Origin of the sequence: Neobacillus drentensis (genome assembly GCF_036966985.1) — a bacterium.
Lineage (GTDB): Bacteria > Bacillota > Bacilli > Bacillales > Cytobacillaceae > Neobacillus > Neobacillus drentensis_E.
Genome location: NZ_JBALSN010000065.1, coordinates 1 through 19,309, shown reverse-complemented (window position 1 = coordinate 19,309; position 19,309 = coordinate 1). Strand labels below are relative to the sequence as shown.

Here is a 19,309-nt window from a genome sequence, read left to right as displayed (position 1 = left end):
GCGGGCTTCATGTATGCATTAGACATGGCGATTCTTCACTAATCCAGCGCGGGTTTTGATTTTACCCCTTGAATGATAACCCACTTTCCTTCAATGCGGACCTAAGTTTAGGTAAAGAAGCAGGTCCCATACCGTGAAATTGCAAAACCTCTTTTTCAGTAAACGTTGATAGTTGCTGTAAGGTAGATATCCCGTTATTTTCTAATGCCCGTCTTGCTGGTGCCGAGAGGACTGAAAGAAATCCATCTGCAGGTTTGCGTTCGTTCTCACAAGTTGGACAGGTCGGACAGTCGCTGCTTTTATAAAATTGGTGTCCTTGAACACAAGTCCTTAAATTTTTTTCAGAAGTACTCAATTGAAACCGTCTCCTTTTTAATCAAATAATATGAGCCAGGGCAAGGAACGAGTCAAAGGCTAAAAACAAAAGGTGCCAGCAAAATCGGCACCTTCTTTCCACTACCCCTCAATCAACTTACTCCGCTTACACTCTTCATGAAACGCCCGCAGCCGCTTCGTCCGCTCCAGCAATGTTTCCAAGAAATACTCCCAATCATCGACACGCTTCAACTTCTTATAAAGCGTCCGCAATTTTTTCAAGTGCCGCACCGCCAAACGGTAGCTGGCCCGGTTTTTCTGATCAATCTCCTTCTGTGCCGTCTGATGCAGCATCCCGAGCAGCACCTCAGGCCGCTCCTTTTCAATCAGTTTCAACCGGTCCTTCGGCAACTCATAATAATCCAAACCAATAAACGCCTGGAGTTCGCCCCAGCGGTCATACTGCTTCCGCTCAAACAACACATGCTCATAGTCACCAAAACTGTATGGGAGCATTGCCAGCAGCGCCCGCTCATACAATTCCACCCGTTCACTCTCCGCACAATAAGGCGCCACCGCCCTCAGCGCATTCCGCACAAACGTCGCGCAACTATGATAACCGCCGAGCCATTCCAAATAACCCTTCACTTTTTGCAAAAATAACTCCACCACCGCGCCGACACGCTTCCACGCCTTTAGCCCGGATAAATACTCAATCCAAAACACCAGATATGGCGTAATCTCGGCATCACTAAATGGCCGGACCAACTTCAGGGCCGCCTCATCATCTCCAAGCAAGAAATTCAAATGAATCCCAGCCAGCATCAATGGCGCCGGACTCTCCCAATCCTGCAGTTCCTTCAGCCGTGCCTGAATCCTCACTAACTCTTCTTCACGCCATGGCTTCTTTTTGAAAAAATGAATCCACAACAGCCGGTACAAGAAAATCCGCTCATACTCCAACCCCTGCGTACAGGTCAGCAGCTCAAATGTGTCCGCCCGCAATTTATCAACAAACTCATCAAAATCAAACGGCAGCGACTGCGTGCCAATCTTAATCGATAGTTCCTCTGCATCATCCATCAAATTATGGAACAAATGCAAATAAGCCCGCTTCACTGTATCGTCATCATGACCCAGCTGATCACTCAATCGAGCCAACTTTCGAAACGACACGACAATCCCAACCAACTCATACAGCAAGCGCCATTCCTGCTCCACTGGTGCACTCGCATGAATCCGGCGCTCATAAATTCCAAACAACTCCGGAATTACATAAGGACTCGTGTACTTCTTCGTCGCCAGCAGCGTATCAAAACTGGCCTCAAATGAATGAACCCATCGCCCATAATCTGGCTTTGACGACCCATTCGCCTTAATCAAATCCTTCGCAGTCTGCAAACCCCAGTCAGAAAATGACTTCGACTCCTGCATCGGCTCGCGCCACTCGGCCACCCAATCAGTCACACTACCGAACCTGGCATATGCAGCAAAAAACACCGCCATCTGATGCCGGCAAAAGCCCTCCGCGGGACACGTACACTTACTTTGCGACAAAAACTCAAAATTCAACTTCACATAACACGGCGTCACATCCTGAACCGTCGCTGTTATCTGCTCATTCCATATCTGTAACTGCTTCACCAGCCCTTGCCGGTACAACATCAAACCCTTCTGAAGCAGCCGCGCATCCTCAGTCACCGTCGGGTGCAGCAATTCCCGCACCTGATCCCCAAAAAGCTCAATCCTCTCACTTGCAGGCGTCGACTCCAAAGCCACAACCCCCTTTACCCATACCAGTCAATTTTTTATAAAAAACCATATTCCTCTATTATACCCAAAATCTCGGTGTCAGGCACCATGTGAAAATTTCACATGGTGCCTGACACCAAAAATGTAAATGGCACCAAAAATGACAACCAAAAAGAGCAAAAAATTATAATGGATAATTTTAGAAATAAAATGCTATAATTTGGATGAAAAGGGGGGTACATATGAAAAATCATTTAAAGGTTTGGCTCGTTGCTATGATTTTATTTAGCTTGCTTATGGGTACGGCACAATCGACCACATATGCAGCAAGCAGTAAGAAGATTCTTGGAACTGAATTTACCAATGGTCTCGTTTTATTTAAGCAGTATGGCAAGTATGGAATGCTCGATAAAAAAGGGAAGGTAGCCATTAAACCACTATACCAAGCGATCGATCAATCAAAGCGCACCAATTTATTACGCGTGAAAAAGAATAATAAGTACGGGTTCATTAATCAAAAAGGAAAAGTCATTGTCAAACCGCAGTATGATTTTGCAGAGGTTGGCTTGAATAATCCAATCATCGTTATAAAGAACAGTAAGTACGGATTGATCAGTACATCTGGTAAAACGATTGTGAAACCAAAATATGAAACGATTGGCGATTTCCAGAATGGTGTTGCCTACTACAAAAGCAACAGTAAGTATGGAATCATCGATACAAAAGGCAAGATCGTTCTACCGCCAACCTATGAAAAAATCACCGAAAACACAAATGGTGTGTTCAAAGTCTCCCAAGATAACAAGTTCGGTTTAATCAATAAGCAAGGGAAAGTGATCATCACACCTGTTTATACATCCATAAATCCTTTTGCAAATGGGTTATTTAAAGTAAAAAATGATGGGAAATATGGAATCATTAACGCAAGCGGTCAAACAATTGTCACCCCCAAATATGATGGCATATCAGAGGTTTTTAATGGTTTTGCCCAAACGAGATTAAACGGAAAATGGGGCTTTATTAGCAGCAAGGGGAAAATGATTGCTGAACCGGTTTATGATTCGGTTAGTGTGTTTAGAAGAGGTTTGGCCCCAGTTATAACAGATGGTAAGCTGGGCTATTTAGATACAACTGGAAAAGTAATCATTCAACCACAGTATGAGGAAGCCTACGATGGTGATGGAAGTGCTCTCTATGAATTTTGGCAAAATGCAGCCGTTGTCGCTAAAAACGGAAAATATGGTCTGATTAATAAACAGGGTCAAGTGATCCTTGATTTCAACTATGAATCGATTAGTTTGTTTAATAAAAGTGGCTTAGCGATCATTAGGCAAAATAATAAATATGGAATTGTAAATGTTACAGGAAAAGTCATCGTCCAGCCATCCTATGACTCTTTAAGGCTAGCAACCTACGGCGATGGTCAGTTTACAGATGATTTTGTTATCTTTAAAAAGAATAACAAAGAAGGCTCGCTGAACAGCAAGGGAAAAGTCTTCATTCAACCTAAATATGACCGACTTGATCCGTTCCAATATAAAGGCTTGATTCGAGTGAAGCAAGGGTCGAAATATGGACTCCTGTCGTCAACAGGAAAAGTACTGATCAAGCCGAAGTATAGCGATATTCAGCCTTTTTACAAGAGCGACTATAATTTAGCTCTTGTTGAGTATAATGGTAAATATGGTTTTATTAATGCTAAAGGGAAAATCGCCATCACCCCTCAGTATGATGAAGTGCGCTCTTTCAAAGAGGGTCTAGTTTACGTGAAGAAAAACGGAAAAGCAGGCTTTGTTGATAAAAAAGGAAAAGTAGTCATTAAATTGATCTACTCTTAATAGGTTTAACAGGCTTGGATATCGCTCCAAGCCTGTTTTATTGAGATGAATTGAGATCCTATTCCAGTTCGGCTTTAATCTCCATTCCCAGGTTAAATCGGAAAATCCCAACTCCTACATGAGATTGCAATTGTTTCAATAAATTATTCCACGAATGGGTATAACTATATAGTATAGAACCTACTACTTTTGTATTTGAGGCGAAAAAATGGCAGAAATTATTGGGGTGAGTACTTGGATATTGGCGGCCGTCCGTTGGGGAGACTGGCGAAACTGGTACATCTATTATCCAACGATCCTTTATTTTATCCTTGGCGATGCGCTTTATTATTATGTCACATACAATCATCAGCTTTGGTCATTGGTACCTACATGGCCGCTTAAACACGAACTTGCCTGTTTAGCGGGAGAATTTATTGTCTTTGCCTGTACGGTATTAATCTTCTTAGGAAGGTATCCCTCGGGACATATTGTTTCGATTTGGTGGACAGCCGTGTGGGTGTTTATTTACACGGCGAACGAATGGATATTACTATTAACAGGCACTTTTAAGTACCATCATGGATGGATGCTATATCACTCGTTTTTGTTTAATATCCTATTGTTCACTCTTCTCCGATTCCATTTTAAAAAGCCATTGTTTACTATGGTACTCTCAATTCCGATAACTCTTATACTAATTCACATAAACTCCATCCCAGTAAAATAACAACCCAACAATGCTGCCATTACTGGCGGATTTTTAGTATTTCTGCGCCCAACCCCAGCTATACCAAAACATACAGGTAAAAAAGACCCATCCCTCAAAACTTATGGGGTGGGCTTCAACTTCGCAACATCATTCTCTGACAAACTCGAAAAATATTCAAATAAACTCGTAAGATAGCTATTTAACTCGAAACCATCCTCATTAGCAAACTCCGACAATAGTAATTTATTCTCCTTCATCCTCGTAACCCCCTCGATTTTGAAACTATCATCATTATTGCCAAACTATTATTCTCTTATACCTGTAAAAATACAAAAAATGGGGGAATTTGGGTTAGCGTTGATGGCAGTACTATTCTACAATGGAGGGAAGGAGTGGTTTAATTGAAAGAAATAATTCTCATGCTTACTGAACTTTTAAATAATATCCATGATTTTATTCAACTATATGTGAATGATTATTTGAATCTTAGTTTAAATGATAAAGACTTACACTTTTGGATTATGGGTATAATCGGCATCTTTGTCTTTGTGGGTGTCCTTATTTTTTCTAAAATGGTCTCTAAAATGCCATATGGAATTACCATCCTATCATTCCTCTATACTTTCACATTCATGGTAGTTTTAGTATTTGCCATAGAAATACAACAAGCGATCACTAATAGAGGGAACATGGAATTTGAAGATGCCATCGTTGGATTATGGGGATACGTTGCATTTTTCATAGTCTTTGCAGCCATTGCTTGGGTTTTCCTACTAGCGAAGCGATTATTAAATAAACTTTTAAAAAAATGAATCTAGTAATCCGGGCTTGAATGCCTGGATTTTTTTATGTAGTGGGGGAGCTGGAACAGGTTTGGTGGTGGAAAAAGGCAAGTGGCCGATAACTGGCTGAAAGTGGCCGATAAAATCATTAAGTGGCCGATAAAATAAAAAAGCGGCAGATAAAAGGCTCCAAGTGGCCGATAAATCCTAAAAGCGGCCGATAAAATCCCACCCACTAAAATTGAAGGCCAGATTTTTATAAAAGAGGTATCATCAGAGGGAAATTCAGTTTCAAAAACAAGTTTCGAAGCAGGGTCCTCTAAAAATCCAGGCTGGAGCACCTAGATTTTTAGAGACTCTCCATCCCGCTAATAGTAAGGATAACCATACCCATATCCATAATAAGGGTAGCCATAACCATAACCATATGAATGTAAGAAGGGGCTGCCATACCATCCACCGAAAAATGGACTTCCAAAATGAAAAGGGTGATAATGAAAAACATGAGGCCGTAAAAATATCCGTCTTACTTCATTTTCTTTAAATAATGATTGATCCATTTATAACCAATTCCTTTTTTCAATGTAGTTTAAAGCCCAAATACCTTTTATGGGATAAATTCCTCTTGTACCTCTTTCTTTTTTTCCTCAATAATAATTTGCGTACCTGCGTTTGCTTCCAAAGTAACCCCTACGGATTGCAGCCAATCCCCGAGATTGGTGATTCGTTGCGCTTCCAGCGTGAGCGTTTCCTCATCCGTATACAGCTGTTTAGTCGTACCAACACCTTCTAGAAATTGTCCTGCGGTTTGAATCCATGCTCCCAGTAAAATCTGTCTTTCATTGGCATCCTCTCTGATTTCCTCACTAACCAACATAATCTTAGATAAATAAAATGCCTCCATGATTTGACCAATAAATTGAATCCAGACGGCAACAGAGACTTGTTTCTCAAGCTGTGCAAGCAATTCTTCATTATCTGAAGTACTATTCTCCTTGGCTGGCTTTGCCTTTTCTGTTTGAGCATTCACTGTATTTCACTCCATTCACTATATCCTTATGCAAATAAATGGGGGAATGCCTTTAAAAAATTCATCATTTTTGCTTGCAAGCATGCCAAAAAGCAGTGCGGAAAACTCACACTGCCTCAGCTCATCGTATCACAATAAACGGCCGCATCATTTCATAATCCTCATGCTCGAGCATATGACAATGCCAGACATACAACCCTGTAAAAGGACCAAAGTTCATAATAATCCGCGTGACCTGATTCGGATCTGCGCGAACAGTATCTTTCCAGCCGCGTTCATGGTGTTCAGGAGGAATGGCCGGACCGGTGTAATGGATTGTTTTCTCCTGGTTATACTTGTCAACATCGAACCCCCGCCGGTCTAAGATTTGGAACTCCACTAAGTGTAGATGAATTGGGTGGGAATCCTGGGATAGATTGATCAGGTACCAGATTTCAGTAGAGCCCAACTTTGGATTTTCAGAAATTGGGTCATCCCACTGTTTATTATCCAATAACATCAATGGACGCCCCATTTGGTCCATACTGTCATTTAAAGTTAAGTATCGCTCCTTAGAAGCTGACTGTTCATGCATGAACGGAAAAGGCATCATAGAAGCCGGAATCACACTCGTATCAACACTAGACAAAGGGAGGGTCACTCGAAACTGCATCACGCTCCTCGTTTGCTCATCCACTGGCTTTCCGCTTGGAAAGGGGGCGGGAGCATCGTTAGTCATGATAATTTTCCTGCCCTCGAGATTGGTAAAATCAATGATCACCTCGGCCCGTTCCGCCGGTGATAACAGAATCTCATTGACACCTATTGGCTGCTGCATCAATCCCCGTTCTGTCGCAATCAGATACATCCGTTGGCCCGAATCCAGCTTTATCCGAAAAAAGCGGCTGTTAGAGGCATTAAGAAGCCGAAAGCGATATTTACGAGGCTCTACTTTTAAAAAGGGATATACTTTACCGTTCACCAAAAGGGTATCGCCAAAAAATTCAGGAACAATCGATGTTTCTAATCCTGGGACAGGTTTTTCCGGCTGCTTCGGGTAAAAAAGAGAACCATCTGGATGGAAAGTCTTGTCTTGAATCAGCAGGGGAATATCATATCTTCCACTTGGTAAATTCAAAGACCGCTCTTGTTGGTTCCTGACGAGGTAGAATCCCGCCAATCCAGCATACATATTAAGCCTTGTAATCCCAAGGGTATGGTCATGATACCAAAGCGTACATGCATGATCGCAATTCGTATAGTGATAGACTTGCTTTTTAAAATAAGGCCCCACTTTTTCGAATCCCTTAGTAAACCAAGCCTCCGGATAGCCATCGCTTTCCCATTCCACACAGGCACCGTGGACATGTACCACCGCCCGGACGTCCGGTACATCCTTATGGGCGCCGTGAACCGTATAGTCGATCGGCAAGAGATGTTTATCTGGAAGGTCGTTGATCCATTTGATATACACATTTTCGTTGCTTTCCACCTCAATGGTCGGACCCGGATAGCTGCACTCGTAGCCCCAAACGGTTGTATCATTCAACTCACGATGGAGTGATTGCTTAAATTCCGTCATTTTCACTTCATAATAAGTACAAGATGAGTCTTTCCAACGGGGTTTTAAAATCGGAGGGATTGGGAGTTCATCTACAAATTTAGAGAGATTTTTCATAAGAAATCCTCCCTTCAATTGAATAGTTGTCATCACAGTACTTTATGACGCAGATTATGAGAATATATCAAATTCGGTAGAATTGGCCTGACCACTAACAGATTGTATGACCGGTGTGTGTCACATGTGGTACTTAAATCATATAATGGGTTTGAAATTAGGTAGATGTATGACATATGCACAAAAGGGGTAGGGAAGATGGATCACAAATGGATTTTAGCGATCGATGCAGGCGCCTACGAGGTGAAAGGTAGAACAAGGGACCATGTGTTTAAGTTTAGGTCAACACTTGGTCCTTACCGCCATCTTCATTTGGTGAATGCTGATGGCAACCAAATGGAAGCCGGAGACTTCATCGTCGAGTATGAAGATGAGAAGCTGTTCTTGGGGAATATCGCCTGGCGGGAATGCCATGCGATCAGAGAGCCGAGAGATATTTCGAAAGCGCACGAAGAAACAAAGATCAGAGTACTGGTGGCTGTTCATCAGTATGGAAAAATAAGAGGGAATTGTGTAGTGATCGGGCAGCCGATCCGTGGCATGGTCGATAAAGACAGGGAAATAATTGAGAACATGCTGAAAGGGTCACACACGATCACGGTAAACAATGTGAAGAAAACATTTTCCATCGATGATGTTAGGGTTGCACCTGAAGGGTCTGGGGCATACTTCAGCATGGAAGACAGGCCGGAGGAGATTGCGAACATCATCGACGCTGGAAGTGGTACCTTGAACTATTTAAGAGTGGAAGATGGCTACTTTATTGACAGGAAAAGCGGGACCCTTGCTTTCGGGGCTGAAACACACATGGACATAACGGAAAAACAAATGGCTGAAGCCATCCTGGCGGAAATTCGGGGCAAATGGGACTTGGTCGAGCCGACATATCTTTGCGGGGGAATTGCTGAATATCTTTACCCATATGTAAAAAGGCATTTTAAAAATATCCAGCTAATCAAACCCGTCCTCTACCGGACGAACGGGCCCAAAGTATACAGTCCGCAATATGCCAATGCTTTCGGATATTATTCTATGGGGAAAGCGGTCTTTGCCGATGAATGAACTGAATCGTAAGGTCAAGTCTGTCCCTTTCAACCTTGATGATCCCTATGAAAGAGAGCTTCTAGAACATTGTAACCAGTACATTCAATTTGCCACATATATCAAACGCCTGATCCAACGAGATATGGAACAGGGTGGAGTAATTCGTAAAGAACAGCAGGTTAAACCAATCGACAAGTCGAAGTTGAAAAGCTTCGGTCTCTAACCCCAATACGGGGTCTTTTTTTTGGAATCGATAGCTGTGTTAAGCATTCTTCATAATTATCGTTTCAAACGAATTAGCTACGGCTTTGCAGCTGTCAGCGATTTCTTCTAGGCCTTCATAGATTTGTTTGTATTTAATAATTCGGATAGGGTCTTTCTGGGTGGTAAACAAGTGTTTTATGGCATCGCGCAAAATGTGGTCGCAATCAGACTCAATATCTTTAATTTTAATTGCGTGTTCTCTTAAATTAAGCCAATTCTTTGTTGATAGCAGTTTCGTAGCTGCATCAATTTCGGTCACACAATTTTTGATCGCATCCACAAATGAAAGCATATAATCGTCTATTTCAATTATAGAGTACATTTCAAATACAGCAGCTGTATGGTATAAACCGTCTAAAATATCATCCATGCTTATGGAAAGAGCTAAAATATCTTCACGCTCAATTGGAGTGATGAAAGCATTATTTAGTTCGCTTATAAGGTCATGTACCATGGTATCTCCATTAGATTCAAATTCTTTCATCTTTTCGGAGAATATTTTTAGATCACTAACATTGTTTAATTTATAGTCAGCAAAGTAGTTCGCACTTGCTTTTAAATTTAAAGACATTCTAAGTAAATAATTAAAGAACTTGTCTTTCTTTTTTGCCCTTGCCATTAATTTACCACCCCACATTGCCCGATTTTTGGATATAAAACCCTTTAACCAAGCGATTTCAAATGCAATTACTATATTAAATGTAACGATTGACCAAGGTGTTCCGGCTTACGTCTTATATTTACTTGGCAAAAAATCGACCTCTAGTTTTCTAGAGGTCGATTAAAACATTTGTCCATCATTCTTAATTTTTAGATGGCGACATATTTATAGATAAAAAAGACAGGACAAGGTGATGGATATTTTTCAGAGATTAATGGCTATTATTATTGGCAGCTTGCTCTTAGGAATTGGGGTAAATGGGTTTTTGGTGCCTAATCATTTAATTGACGGTGGAATCCTTGGAATTGCATTGATACTTCATTACTTCTTTGATTTTCAGACAGGGATTACAATGGTCGCTTTGAGCCTCCCAATCTGTATATACGCATCAATGAATAAAAGGGGGTATTTTTTTAGTAGTTTACAAGGATTGTTGGTTTCTTCTTTGTTCGTTGATTTGCTTGCTCCGCTTCGTTCTCAAATTTACCTTTCAAACCTTTTAAGCGCATTAATAGGAGGAGTAATCATTGGAACGGGTGTTGGTTTAATGCTCCGATATCAGACAAGCACTGGAGGGACTGACTTACTCGCTAAAATCATTTCTAAAACTTTTACCGTAGATATAGCCATTATCATTATAGCCATTGATGGTCTCATTGTTTTGGCAAGTCTGACTTTACTCCCATTAAACTCCGTTCTTTATTCATGTGTGGCTATTACGACTGTTGGTCTAACCACTTCGATGATTGGAGGGAAGTAAACTTATATTTCATGGAAGTAGCAGCTCAATCATTTATCAAAATAAATATTTAAGGAATGATTCGTATCTCTAACGGAAGCATAGACAATATTTTTTATCTCTTTATATCCCTTCTTCTCTAGTTCACTAAGTAACCATGTTTCGTCTTTATGAATTAACTTTAAGTTCTTATGTTGAATTTTCCCTTCCAAGATGACCGCAATGGGTAATCCTTTATACTCCATATCAATTTTTAGCAGCCTTGGTGTAACAGGAATTAGATCGACTTGTGGAAGGATGGTTATTTCTCCGTTTGGTTCAAGAATCGCATATTCGATGTCTTCAATATCGGGTACTCCAGCTGCACGAATAGTCGATAATAACTCCATTAGTGAGTATCTTGTCCGTTTCAGGTTATTTGGGATTAATTTCCCGTGTTTGATTAAAATCGTAGGTTCTCCCGAAATAATATGGTTAAACCATTTATAGAGGTTTAGTTTTGAAATCAAAAAATGCAAAAGAGTAATAACAAGCATTCCGACCATTCCTTGAATCGGTCCTTTTACTTCAATCGGAGCAAATGCCAAGTAAGCTAAAAAAATAATCGCCCCAAAATCAAAAGCAGTTAACTGCGCTAATGCTGCTTTCCCTAGGAACCTAACACTAATGATAAAAATAATAAATAACAAGATTAATTCACCTAAAAAAAGAATCATGTTTTTACTCCTATTTTCTGCAGATATAAAATGTTTTCATTTCCAAAATTATTGTGTTTGTATTTCCCGTTTTGTATACCTAATTTTGGCTTAGTATTGAAATTGAAAAAACTTTAGAAAGATTAAATCATTTTTTGTAAAAGTCAAATAGCCTACTCCGTTTACCTACTACCATCATATTGTTATCTACATATGGGTAAATGTCTATTCCTAGGACAAACGTGGAACATAGGATAAATTTGTAGTCATGAAAAATTAGGATAGAATGAATAACCGATGTGAGGGGTAAGTGCCGAAATGGAAGATCGAAAACAATACCGTGATGAATTGTTAGAATGGTGTAATAACTTTAATTCTTATTGTAATAGTTTGAAACCAAAAGTTTCAAGCCGCTTGGATACGGAGAGTTTAGAGGAGTGGGAAGGGGCTTGCCGTCAATTACAGGAGAAATTACAAGCAGATGAAAACGTGGAATTCGAGGACTATCTGACAGCTAAAGGGCTATATGAACAGTGGGAACAGCTATTCAAAGGAACGGATGTCGATCAAGTGGAAGTCGATTCCGATCATCGTTTGGAAATAGAAGAGCAAACGCAAGTCCACGAAGAACTATTGGAATCAGCGGCTTCTCAAGAGGAGTTTGAAATCGTTTCTGAATATCGTATGGAATTGGAAGAGCATGCACCACATCATGAGGGATTTTTGGTAGCGGATGCTATTCAAGAAGAGCTGGAAGTTGATGCTGATCAACGGCTGGAATTGGATGTACAACCACAAATCCATGATGAATTATTGGCAGAAAATGCTATTCAAGAGGTAGTTGAGGTCGAGAAAGCTAAAGGTCTGGAGTTAGAGGAACAACTATACTACCGTGAAAATTTATTGGAAAGGTGCAATAACATTTATTCCAATTGGGAAAGTATGAAACCAAGTTTTTCAAAACTTTTTGAAAGTTTAGTGGAATGGGAGGTATCATACCGCCATTTTAAAGAGAAATTACAGGCAGATATACAAGCGGACTTCGATGATTATCAGACAGCTAAAAGCCTGTTGGACAGTGGGAATGGTATGCTTATGGGGAAGAAATAGAGAGATTTAATCCCAACCATCTGAAGGTGTGCTGAGAATACAAGTTTATGTAAGAAAAGAAGGACAGATTACTCGAATCTGTCCTTCTTGCCTTCAATCGATTGGCATGTTAGATTAGCCAACAAAAGTAGCTCCTACAATGATCAACAAGATGAAAAGTACAACGATTAAAACGAAAGTGCTGCCGCCGCCGTAACCGCCGCCATAACCGCCGCCATATCCATATCCGCAGCCCATAGATGTTTCACCACCTTTTCCTAGCAATTTGGATGTAAAAAAACTATCCACATCGTTAGTATATTTTTTATTGGAGAAGGTGATTGGACAAGTGCCAACCCGTTTGAAAAATCCGCAATCGTACTGTATTTTATTTGAATTGGAACTCCATTTTGGATTGATTATTTTCCAGAAATTGTCTAATTGTACAAAACCCCTAAATTTTCGTACATAACCCATTAGAAATTGTACTTAACCCTGTTGAATTTGCACAAAACACCATGAAAAATGCACAAAACACTACAATTCATCCTTCAATAGGGATTTGTCAGAAAAACTAGGCTATAATTTTCCTGTCCAATATAAGTTTAAGGGTGTGGTCATTATCTTTTATGCAATCGTTTTGTTTATCTTAGCTGGATTGGCGGAAATCGGCGGGGGGTATTTAATATGGCTGTGGTTAAGAGAAGGGAAGCCCGTTCTATGGGGAATCAGTGGTGCGCTTATATTAGCTTTATACGGCATCATTGCTACCTTTCAAACCTTCCCATCGTTCGGCAGAGTGTACGCAGCCTATGGCGGCGTGTTTATCGTGCTCTCGATTTTATGGGGATGGGGCATCGATCGGAAAGCGCCAGATTTATATGATTGGATTGGTGCAGGAATCTGCTTAATCGGAGCTTCTGTCATCTTGTTTGCACCACGGCATTAATTCCCAATAAAAGAATTAGAAATAAACATAAAGCAATAGTCCAATCATAATGAAAGAAAGAACCTATAAATAACTAGGCTCTTCCTTTCCTAATGTTTATTCATTGATCAGCGGTTTTTTTAGAAAATGCGGCGTCCTCTAAAAGAGATAGCAACGATGAAAAAGAACGAGAAAAATCTTCTTCTTCCAAAGCCATCCCGAACAAACACGCCTCTTCCTGGAGGGTCAAACCCATCCATGATTCCGCGATGAACTCTACCAAAACCATCTCTAATTTCAATAGGTTGACCTCTAAATCTCATAAGTGAATTCAATTTTTTTCCTCCTTTCTCTAGTGGACTCTCAAAATACGAATGAATAGTAGGAAAAAGGACAGATTGACCCAACCTGTCCTTTGTTCCTTAAAAAAAGTGACATGTCACTGGTTTTAACTTAGTATCCTCCCATAAATGAAGCGCCTACAATGATAAGCAAGATGAAAAGTACAACAATTAACGCTTTTGAACTATTTCTAGATCCATCACTCATGTTTCTCACCCCATATTGAAAATTACTATTTAACACTCATAGGTTACAAAACTAAACTACCGCAAGGACGATAATTAATAGAATGAACAATACTACGATTAATACAAAGCTGCTGCCGCCATAACCACCGCCATAGCCGCCGCCTCCGTAACCGCCATCGTATCCACAGCCCATATCTTCTTCACCTCCTATTAGTATTTGGGGCGCTAATTACTACCCCAAGATTAGTATATTTTTAATAAAAGAAGGTGATTGGACAAGTTCTGTTCTTTCGAAAAATTCCGCAATCGTACTCTATTTTTCTTAACTGATGAAAAATAAGAAGAAGCGTATGTACTATGACATACGCTCCTTCCAGAGGTGATAAATGTCTGAGCTTGGCGGCTGGTGAGAGATTCCTGTCTCTCCCTAATAAGGTATGCAAAAAGAATAATAGAGTACTGGACAAGCGTTGAGAAAGGATTAAAATTTTTGGAAATAAATTCTTACCTATGACACCACTGGTTTTTTCTGAAGAAGCATGCTAAACAGCTAAAAGGTGTAATAGGATAAAAGTGTAGTTATATTTATATAAAAAAACATCCTGGATTGGATGCTTTAAACTCGGGATATTCGGATTATCGAAAAAATATCTACTAGGCGCTAGGTCTAGTCGTACCACTATATTTATGTGAATGAGGATGGGCTCCGTTAACCGTCGTTACTCCGTGAAAATTATGATAATGTCCGCCTCCAGGCAATGGTATAGCAGGACCCGTCATGCCTCGAATTTCATGTTTATGGCCATCATCCAAAGAAGTCACGGTAAAGTATTTATGGGTATGTTGTACTCCAGTAGGCGCAGGTTCCGTTGTCCCTGCATATCTATGGTCGTGCCCTACCATAAAAGAGGTCACTCCTGAAAAATGGTGTCTATGAATGGGTATGCCGTTCCAAGATGTCAGATATAATTGGTGAGAATGCAGAGAATCCATATTTGGATCGGCTGAATGAATAATAAATCCAGTAATCGGTATTTCCATGTGTTTTATCCCCTTCTTAAACGATGTTTATGGAAAAAGGACAGATTATTCCAACCTGTCCTTCGCTCCTCCAAAAAAGTGACATGTCACTGGTTTAACTTAGTAGCCTCCCATAAATGAAGCGCCTACAATGATAAGCAAGATGAAAAGTACAACGATTAACGCTGTTGAACTATTTCTAAATCCATCACTCATGTTTCTCACCCCATATTGAAAATTACTCTATACAAACTCAAAAGTTACAAAACTAAAATACCGCAAGGACGATAATTAATAGAATGAACAATACTACGATTAATACAAAGCTGCTGCCGCCATAACCACCGCCATAGCCGCCGCCTCCGTAACCGCCATCGTATCCACAGCCCATATCTTCTTCACCTCCTATTAGTATTTGGGGCGCTAATTACCACCCCCAAGATTAGTATATTTTTTATAAAAGAAGGTGATTGGACAAGTTCCGTTCTTTCGAAGAATTCCGCAATCGTACTCTAATTTTTCTTAACTGATGAAAAATAAGAAGAAGCGTATGTAAATGACATACGCTCCTTCCAGAGGTGATAAATGTCTGAGCTTGGCGGCTGGTGAGAGATTCCTGTCTCTCCCTAATAAGCTATGCAAATGGAATACAAGAGAACTGGACAAGCGTGGAAAGGTATGAAAATTTTCAATAAACAATGGATAGTTATTTACTGGTAAAATTATAATATTATCAAAATAAGGCGTTCTTTTTGAAAGGGAGGAGTTTAAATTGCAATTTTATTTTTACAATGAGGGCTTCAAAAATGCAATCGACCAGTATCAATTAAACGAAGAACAGCTTCGGTTTACGGGTGATCCGAAGGATTGTATCAAACTATCAAACGAAGATTCCGAGCGTTCTTCCATATTAGCCATGGAAAACAATCACCTCGTCACGTTTTTCGTTTTACATATTAATGAGGGGGTCAAACCCTATTCGAAAAATGCTTATGCCATTTTACTAAGAGCCTTTTCAACCGATTTTCGTCACCAAGGCAAGGGGTATGCAAAACAGGTATTAATGCAATTACCTGATTTTGTAAAAGAGAATTTTAGGGGAATCAATGAAATTGTCTTAGCGGTTAACGTGGGAAACGAAGCTGCGCAGGGATTATATAAAAAGTGCGGGTTTATAGACGAAGGGGAACGGCGAATGGGGCCAAAAGGTGAGCTGATTATCATGAGCTACTATTTATAAATTAGTGGACAGGTATCCACACTTTGATACATAACGCATCATAGCTTATTTAGAGAGAATATGAGAGGAGGAAAGTTATTGGAAGATAATGAGCATCATCGAAAGTCGACAAAAGATATTGACCATTTTTCAAGAATAATGTTTGGGAATCGTCAGCCAAGAGGGACATCCCATTCTAAAGGCGACTCAGATAGCAGAACGGATTGGTTTTTTGGACGCAGAAAAAAGGAGAATGAACAAAAGCGGCATGAGGAGCAGCCTGTTCAGAGTAAAGTGGAAAACTTCATGAACAATGTGGATATAGAATTGTTATTTGATACCTATGACAACCTTATCAAGACAACCGAACTGTATAAACCCTTATTTAAAGGAATGGCGCCATTCTTTAGTAAAATTACGAACAAATTTAAAAAGTAGCGGCGAAACGGTAGAATTCACCTCTACTGCAGAATGTTAAGAATTAATTAAGAATAATGAACTATGATTAAGACTATCTTTTTTCAAGACCCCCTTTGATATACTAATTGATGCCCTCGTGGATTGTTTTCGAACAGTCTTGAGGGCTATTTTTTTTATATGAACTAGGAAAAAAAGGGGCGAAATGGCAAGTGGCAGATAAATCGCAAAAAGTGGCAGATAAAATCGTAAAGTGGCCGATAAAATGAATAAGTGGCAGATAAATGGCCCAAAGCGGCAGATAAANNAATGAATAAGTGGCAGATAAATGGCCCAAAGCGGCAGATAAATCTGGCAAGTGGCAGATATAATTTTCTCATCCCATGTTGGCGGCTGGGTTTTTATAAAAAAAGGTAGCTAGGTCTTGAAATTCGGCTGGTGTGCTGGAAAATGAGAATAAATGTTACCTAGGATAGGCTAAAAGCCTGTCTTTTTAGTAGGTTTGAGAGTGTATTAAGCTATGGATAGTAAATGTGTGATTATGGACAGTATATTAATAGAAATGGACAGTAAAATCTCAAAGGCGGCAAGTAACCTATGAAAAGTGGACAGTAAATAAGAGGTTACGATTAAAAGAGATTCTTACAGAAAAACAGACAATGACTTGATCCAGGCTCAACCGCCTGGATTTTTAATGTGTAGGGGGTGAAAAGGGGCTCAATTACAACCCCACCCCAAACAACCTCAACTCCTCCACATCATGCGGCAGCTTAATCATTCCCTCAAACTTCATCCCAATCTTCTCAAGAACCCGCGCGGACCCGACATTGTCCTTAGAAGTGATCGCTACAATCCGCTTCAGATCGAGCCCATCTCTTGCGTACTCTAGCGAAGCCGCAGCCGCCTCAAAGCCATACCCCTTACCCTGGAACCTGGATAAAAAAGCAAATCCAAGGTCAACATCTTCTAAACCATCCCTTTTAATCAATCCGCAAATCCCAATCGGCGTCCTGGCCTCATCCTTTAATTCCGTCAAAAATAGACCAAATCCCAGTCGGGAGTACATCTCCATCGGTCCCGTTACAATATAGTTTCGAGCATCGTCCAACGTACGTACCCTGCGATCGCCGATGAAGCGCACCCACGAAGGGTCATTCAACAGCTCGAGAATAAACTCGGCATCATCTGGGGTTAACCAGCGAAGGACTAACCGATCCGTTTCCATCACCTTCATGAAAACACACCTCATTCATAAAAAATAAATATCTAAATCACACTATATCATGTATTCTAAAAAGGAAGATAGTTACAATTACTATGGCAGCATCATTAGAGTTTGATAAATCATTAACATTGGCTGGAGAACAAGTAGAAATAATTAACACAGGATGTGGGTAAACATTGCGACCTCAAAAAAAATTATTATATTTATCCATTGTTAGCAGCCTTTTAGTTATCTTAAATGGCTTTTTTCAATGGAGTATTATGGACATAATAACCCCATTTTTAATGCTACCAGTTTGGCTATTGTTGTTTGGATTTTTTATTGTTGTCACAGTGCTGGCGGTTGTTCAATTGTTCAAATTTAAAAATTGGCAGCCATTAGCAATTCAGATATTCACGATCGTATTTTTGTTCTACTTTCCTTTTACAGAAACGATGTTAGATCTAGATTTTAAAATGCACAAAGCCGATCGAGAAGAGGTAGTGAAGATGGTGGAAAGTGGGGAGATAAAGTATAATGTCCCGGACAGCCCTTCACTCATTCGCCTGCCGAAACAATATGACCAGCTTTCTAAGGGAGGTGGTGAGGTGATTGCAGTTCAAACTGGTGAGCACTACACCATACTTTTCTTTACGTTTCGAGGACTTTTAGATAATTTTTCAGGATTTGTATACTCACCCAACGGCAAAAAAGCGATAGAAAAAGATCTTGACGAGGACTTCATAGAAATAAAAAAGTATGCTGAAAATTGGTATTGGGTCAGTTCTTCTTAAAAATAGACCCAAGAAACCATTAACTGCGTGAGGAGAGCACATTGACTACTACTTTTATAAAATTAACTCAACCCACCTCAAACATTGTTGAGGTATTTAATCGGTGGGAAAATGACCCAGCATTAATTCCATTAACGAGACCCAACCGAAACCAATCCGAATTGGATCGTCGAGATAACATGTCCCTCGAGGATTTAACGAAACGGATGGAAGACCATCACATCTATCTGATCTACCTGGATGACGAGTTGATTGGTGAAATGAATTATGTGGTCGATCCACCTTATCTCTTCAAGAAAGAGCCTGGAACTGCCTGGCTTGGCATCACGATTGGTGAAACCATCGGGCGAGGAAAGGGGATTGGTTATGCAGCGATTCAATATTTAGAGGAACAGGTGAAGAAGCAGGGGCTGAAGCGGATTGAATTGGGTGTGTTTGAATTTAACCAACAGGCACAGAAGCTCTATCAGAAGCTTGGTTACCAAGAAATCGGCAGGATCGATAACTTTACTTTTTGGGAAGGAAAAATGCGGGCGGATATTCGAATGGAGAAGTATGTATAAATCGTATACTTTAATGCTCTAATCTATTGAAATATTGTTAAAAAAGTGATAATATTTCTATAGTTTAAATTCTTCTG

28 protein-coding genes are annotated in these 19,309 nt (G+C 40.1%); 12 read left to right on the top strand and 16 right to left on the bottom strand.

Annotated features, from left to right (window positions below; all coding sequences use genetic code 11):
• Window positions 1–61: 61 nt before the first annotated feature.
• Both V7659_RS04740 and V7659_RS04735 read right to left on the bottom strand, forming a co-directional pair.
• Window positions 62–355, bottom strand: coding sequence for an RNA polymerase alpha subunit C-terminal domain-containing protein (locus tag V7659_RS04740; RefSeq protein WP_335538461.1), 294 nt, complete (start codon window positions 353–355; stop codon window positions 62–64).
• A gap of 101 nt (window positions 356–456) precedes the next feature.
• Window positions 457–2,088 carry an SWIM zinc finger family protein gene (locus V7659_RS04735; RefSeq protein WP_335538459.1) on the bottom strand — a complete coding sequence of 544 codons (1,632 nt, stop codon included), beginning with the start codon at window positions 2,086–2,088 and terminating at the stop codon, window positions 457–459.
• Window positions 2,089–2,309: 221 nt separating this feature from the next.
• Between V7659_RS04735 and V7659_RS04730 the strand changes: the two genes are divergently transcribed.
• Entirely contained in the window at window positions 2,310–3,905 is a 1,596-nt protein-coding gene (locus tag V7659_RS04730; RefSeq protein ID WP_335538458.1) for a WG repeat-containing protein, read from the top strand.
• A 208-nt stretch (window positions 3,906–4,113) separates the two neighbouring features.
• Window positions 4,114–4,614, top strand: coding sequence for a CBO0543 family protein (locus tag V7659_RS04725; RefSeq protein WP_335538456.1), 501 nt, complete (start codon window positions 4,114–4,116; stop codon window positions 4,612–4,614).
• A 101-nt stretch (window positions 4,615–4,715) separates the two neighbouring features.
• Here V7659_RS04725 and V7659_RS04720 read toward each other — a convergent pair whose 3' ends face one another.
• Complete coding sequence (locus V7659_RS04720) at window positions 4,716–4,853, bottom strand: hypothetical protein (RefSeq protein ID WP_335538455.1); 138 nt, start codon at window positions 4,851–4,853, stop codon at window positions 4,716–4,718.
• A 144-nt stretch (window positions 4,854–4,997) separates the two neighbouring features.
• Between V7659_RS04720 and V7659_RS04715 the strand changes: the two genes are divergently transcribed.
• Window positions 4,998–5,408, top strand: coding sequence for a hypothetical protein (locus V7659_RS04715; protein WP_335538453.1), 411 nt, complete (start codon window positions 4,998–5,000; stop codon window positions 5,406–5,408).
• 338 nt (window positions 5,409–5,746) lie between these two features.
• Here the strand turns inward: V7659_RS04715 and V7659_RS04710 are convergent, their stop codons facing one another.
• From V7659_RS04710 to V7659_RS04700, 3 genes are all read right to left on the bottom strand, one after another.
• Window positions 5,747–5,938 carry a hypothetical protein gene (locus V7659_RS04710; protein ID WP_335538451.1) on the bottom strand — a complete coding sequence of 64 codons (192 nt, stop codon included), beginning with the start codon at window positions 5,936–5,938 and terminating at the stop codon, window positions 5,747–5,749.
• A 47-nt stretch (window positions 5,939–5,985) separates the two neighbouring features.
• Entirely contained in the window at window positions 5,986–6,408 is a 423-nt protein-coding gene (locus tag V7659_RS04705) for a hypothetical protein (protein WP_335538450.1), read from the bottom strand.
• Window positions 6,409–6,529: 121 nt separating this feature from the next.
• Entirely contained in the window at window positions 6,530–8,065 is a 1,536-nt protein-coding gene (locus V7659_RS04700; protein WP_335538448.1) for a multicopper oxidase family protein, read from the bottom strand.
• Between the two features lie 198 nt (window positions 8,066–8,263).
• On the opposite strand from V7659_RS04700, the gene V7659_RS04695 reads away from it, so the two are divergent.
• Both V7659_RS04695 and V7659_RS04690 read left to right on the top strand, forming a co-directional pair.
• Window positions 8,264–9,127, top strand: coding sequence for a ParM/StbA family protein (locus tag V7659_RS04695; protein ID WP_335538446.1), 864 nt, complete (start codon window positions 8,264–8,266; stop codon window positions 9,125–9,127).
• The gene (locus V7659_RS04690) at window positions 9,120–9,332 is read left to right on the top strand and encodes a hypothetical protein (RefSeq protein ID WP_144550742.1); all 213 of its coding nucleotides are present in this window, start codon (window positions 9,120–9,122) and stop codon (window positions 9,330–9,332) included. Before V7659_RS04695 ends, V7659_RS04690 begins: the two co-directional genes overlap by 8 nt.
• Before the next feature lie 39 nt (window positions 9,333–9,371).
• Here V7659_RS04690 and V7659_RS04685 read toward each other — a convergent pair whose 3' ends face one another.
• Entirely contained in the window at window positions 9,372–9,992 is a 621-nt protein-coding gene (locus V7659_RS04685) for a DUF47 domain-containing protein (RefSeq protein WP_335538443.1), read from the bottom strand.
• A 235-nt stretch (window positions 9,993–10,227) separates the two neighbouring features.
• Between V7659_RS04685 and V7659_RS04680 the strand changes: the two genes are divergently transcribed.
• Window positions 10,228–10,794, top strand: coding sequence for a YitT family protein (locus V7659_RS04680; RefSeq protein WP_335538441.1), 567 nt, complete (start codon window positions 10,228–10,230; stop codon window positions 10,792–10,794).
• A 29-nt stretch (window positions 10,795–10,823) separates the two neighbouring features.
• Here V7659_RS04680 and V7659_RS04675 read toward each other — a convergent pair whose 3' ends face one another.
• Window positions 10,824–11,489, bottom strand: a complete 666-nt coding sequence (locus V7659_RS04675; protein ID WP_335538440.1) for a DUF421 domain-containing protein — start codon at window positions 11,487–11,489, stop codon at window positions 10,824–10,826.
• Between the two features lie 297 nt (window positions 11,490–11,786).
• Here V7659_RS04675 and V7659_RS04670 point away from each other — a divergent pair, with 297 nt between their 5' ends.
• Window positions 11,787–12,578, top strand: a complete 792-nt coding sequence (locus tag V7659_RS04670) for a hypothetical protein (protein WP_335538439.1) — start codon at window positions 11,787–11,789, stop codon at window positions 12,576–12,578.
• Window positions 12,579–12,692: 114 nt separating this feature from the next.
• On the opposite strand, the gene V7659_RS04665 is transcribed toward V7659_RS04670, so the two are convergent.
• Window positions 12,693–12,815 (bottom strand): YjcZ family sporulation protein, encoded by a 123-nt coding sequence (locus tag V7659_RS04665; protein ID WP_335538438.1) that lies wholly within the window; start codon window positions 12,813–12,815, stop codon window positions 12,693–12,695.
• Window positions 12,816–13,179: 364 nt separating this feature from the next.
• Between V7659_RS04665 and V7659_RS04660 the strand changes: the two genes are divergently transcribed.
• On the top strand, window positions 13,180–13,506 hold the full coding sequence (locus V7659_RS04660; RefSeq protein ID WP_335538501.1) for a YnfA family protein: 327 nt from the start codon (window positions 13,180–13,182) through the stop codon (window positions 13,504–13,506).
• Window positions 13,507–13,625: 119 nt separating this feature from the next.
• Here V7659_RS04660 and V7659_RS04655 read toward each other — a convergent pair whose 3' ends face one another.
• The 6 genes from V7659_RS04655 to yjcZ (V7659_RS04630) form a co-directional block, all read right to left on the bottom strand.
• Window positions 13,626–13,820 (bottom strand): hypothetical protein, encoded by a 195-nt coding sequence (locus V7659_RS04655; RefSeq protein WP_335538436.1) that lies wholly within the window; start codon window positions 13,818–13,820, stop codon window positions 13,626–13,628.
• Between the two features lie 118 nt (window positions 13,821–13,938).
• Window positions 13,939–14,034 carry a YjcZ family sporulation protein gene (locus tag V7659_RS04650; protein ID WP_335538434.1) on the bottom strand — a complete coding sequence of 32 codons (96 nt, stop codon included), beginning with the start codon at window positions 14,032–14,034 and terminating at the stop codon, window positions 13,939–13,941.
• 51 nt (window positions 14,035–14,085) lie between these two features.
• The gene (yjcZ, locus tag V7659_RS04645) at window positions 14,086–14,208 is read right to left on the bottom strand and encodes a sporulation protein YjcZ (RefSeq protein WP_335538433.1); all 123 of its coding nucleotides are present in this window, start codon (window positions 14,206–14,208) and stop codon (window positions 14,086–14,088) included.
• 461 nt (window positions 14,209–14,669) lie between these two features.
• Window positions 14,670–15,056 carry a YmaF family protein gene (locus V7659_RS04640; RefSeq protein ID WP_335538432.1) on the bottom strand — a complete coding sequence of 129 codons (387 nt, stop codon included), beginning with the start codon at window positions 15,054–15,056 and terminating at the stop codon, window positions 14,670–14,672.
• A 99-nt stretch (window positions 15,057–15,155) separates the two neighbouring features.
• The gene (locus V7659_RS04635; protein ID WP_335538430.1) at window positions 15,156–15,251 is read right to left on the bottom strand and encodes a YjcZ family sporulation protein; all 96 of its coding nucleotides are present in this window, start codon (window positions 15,249–15,251) and stop codon (window positions 15,156–15,158) included.
• A gap of 52 nt (window positions 15,252–15,303) precedes the next feature.
• Window positions 15,304–15,426 (bottom strand): sporulation protein YjcZ, encoded by a 123-nt coding sequence (yjcZ, locus tag V7659_RS04630; RefSeq protein WP_335538428.1) that lies wholly within the window; start codon window positions 15,424–15,426, stop codon window positions 15,304–15,306.
• Between the two features lie 381 nt (window positions 15,427–15,807).
• Here yjcZ (V7659_RS04630) and V7659_RS04625 point away from each other — a divergent pair, with 381 nt between their 5' ends.
• On the top strand, window positions 15,808–16,275 hold the full coding sequence (locus V7659_RS04625; RefSeq protein WP_335538426.1) for a GNAT family N-acetyltransferase: 468 nt from the start codon (window positions 15,808–15,810) through the stop codon (window positions 16,273–16,275).
• A gap of 78 nt (window positions 16,276–16,353) precedes the next feature.
• On the top strand, window positions 16,354–16,692 hold the full coding sequence (locus tag V7659_RS04620; protein ID WP_335538424.1) for a hypothetical protein: 339 nt from the start codon (window positions 16,354–16,356) through the stop codon (window positions 16,690–16,692).
• Between the two features lie 700 nt (window positions 16,693–17,392).
• On the opposite strand, the gene V7659_RS04615 is transcribed toward V7659_RS04620, so the two are convergent.
• On the bottom strand, window positions 17,393–17,905 hold the full coding sequence (locus V7659_RS04615; protein ID WP_335538499.1) for a GNAT family N-acetyltransferase: 513 nt from the start codon (window positions 17,903–17,905) through the stop codon (window positions 17,393–17,395).
• A gap of 251 nt (window positions 17,906–18,156) precedes the next feature.
• Here V7659_RS04615 and V7659_RS04610 point away from each other — a divergent pair, with 251 nt between their 5' ends.
• Window positions 18,157–18,669, top strand: coding sequence for a hypothetical protein (locus tag V7659_RS04610; protein WP_335538422.1), 513 nt, complete (start codon window positions 18,157–18,159; stop codon window positions 18,667–18,669).
• A 41-nt stretch (window positions 18,670–18,710) separates the two neighbouring features.
• Window positions 18,711–19,232, top strand: coding sequence for a GNAT family N-acetyltransferase (locus V7659_RS04605; RefSeq protein WP_335538420.1), 522 nt, complete (start codon window positions 18,711–18,713; stop codon window positions 19,230–19,232).
• The last annotated feature ends 77 nt before the right edge of the window (window positions 19,233–19,309 follow it).

Excerpts from the sequence above, each read along its gene's own strand:
- V7659_RS04720 (WP_335538455.1), bottom strand. The coding sequence starts at position 4,853 with ATGAAGGAGAATAAATTACTATTGTCGGAGTTTGCTAATGAGGATGGT.
- V7659_RS04665 (WP_335538438.1), bottom strand. The coding sequence starts at position 12,815 with ATGGGCTGCGGATATGGATATGGCGGCGGTTATGGCGGCGGTTACGGC.
- V7659_RS04700 (WP_335538448.1), bottom strand. The coding sequence starts at position 8,065 with ATGAAAAATCTCTCTAAATTTGTAGATGAACTCCCAATCCCTCCGATT.
- V7659_RS04615 (WP_335538499.1), bottom strand. The coding sequence starts at position 17,905 with ATGAAGGTGATGGAAACGGATCGGTTAGTCCTTCGCTGGTTAACCCCA.
- V7659_RS04610 (WP_335538422.1), top strand. The coding sequence starts at position 18,157 with ATGGACATAATAACCCCATTTTTAATGCTACCAGTTTGGCTATTGTTG.
- yjcZ (WP_335538433.1), bottom strand. The coding sequence starts at position 14,208 with ATGGGCTGTGGATACGATGGCGGTTACGGAGGCGGCGGCTATGGCGGT.
- V7659_RS04690 (WP_144550742.1), top strand. The coding sequence starts at position 9,120 with ATGAATGAACTGAATCGTAAGGTCAAGTCTGTCCCTTTCAACCTTGAT.
- V7659_RS04680 (WP_335538441.1), top strand. The coding sequence starts at position 10,228 with ATGGATATTTTTCAGAGATTAATGGCTATTATTATTGGCAGCTTGCTC.
- V7659_RS04670 (WP_335538439.1), top strand. The coding sequence starts at position 11,787 with ATGGAAGATCGAAAACAATACCGTGATGAATTGTTAGAATGGTGTAAT.
- V7659_RS04695 (WP_335538446.1), top strand. The coding sequence starts at position 8,264 with ATGGATCACAAATGGATTTTAGCGATCGATGCAGGCGCCTACGAGGTG.
- V7659_RS04685 (WP_335538443.1), bottom strand. The coding sequence starts at position 9,992 with ATGGCAAGGGCAAAAAAGAAAGACAAGTTCTTTAATTATTTACTTAGA.
- V7659_RS04730 (WP_335538458.1), top strand. The coding sequence starts at position 2,310 with ATGAAAAATCATTTAAAGGTTTGGCTCGTTGCTATGATTTTATTTAGC.
- V7659_RS04650 (WP_335538434.1), bottom strand. The coding sequence starts at position 14,034 with ATGAGTGATGGATCTAGAAATAGTTCAAAAGCGTTAATTGTTGTACTT.
- V7659_RS04710 (WP_335538451.1), bottom strand. The coding sequence starts at position 5,938 with ATGGATCAATCATTATTTAAAGAAAATGAAGTAAGACGGATATTTTTA.
- V7659_RS04725 (WP_335538456.1), top strand. The coding sequence starts at position 4,114 with ATGGCAGAAATTATTGGGGTGAGTACTTGGATATTGGCGGCCGTCCGT.
- yjcZ (WP_335538428.1), bottom strand. The coding sequence starts at position 15,426 with ATGGGCTGTGGATACGATGGCGGTTACGGAGGCGGCGGCTATGGCGGT.
- V7659_RS04635 (WP_335538430.1), bottom strand. The coding sequence starts at position 15,251 with ATGAGTGATGGATTTAGAAATAGTTCAACAGCGTTAATCGTTGTACTT.
- V7659_RS04640 (WP_335538432.1), bottom strand. The coding sequence starts at position 15,056 with ATGGAAATACCGATTACTGGATTTATTATTCATTCAGCCGATCCAAAT.
- V7659_RS04675 (WP_335538440.1), bottom strand. The coding sequence starts at position 11,489 with ATGATTCTTTTTTTAGGTGAATTAATCTTGTTATTTATTATTTTTATC.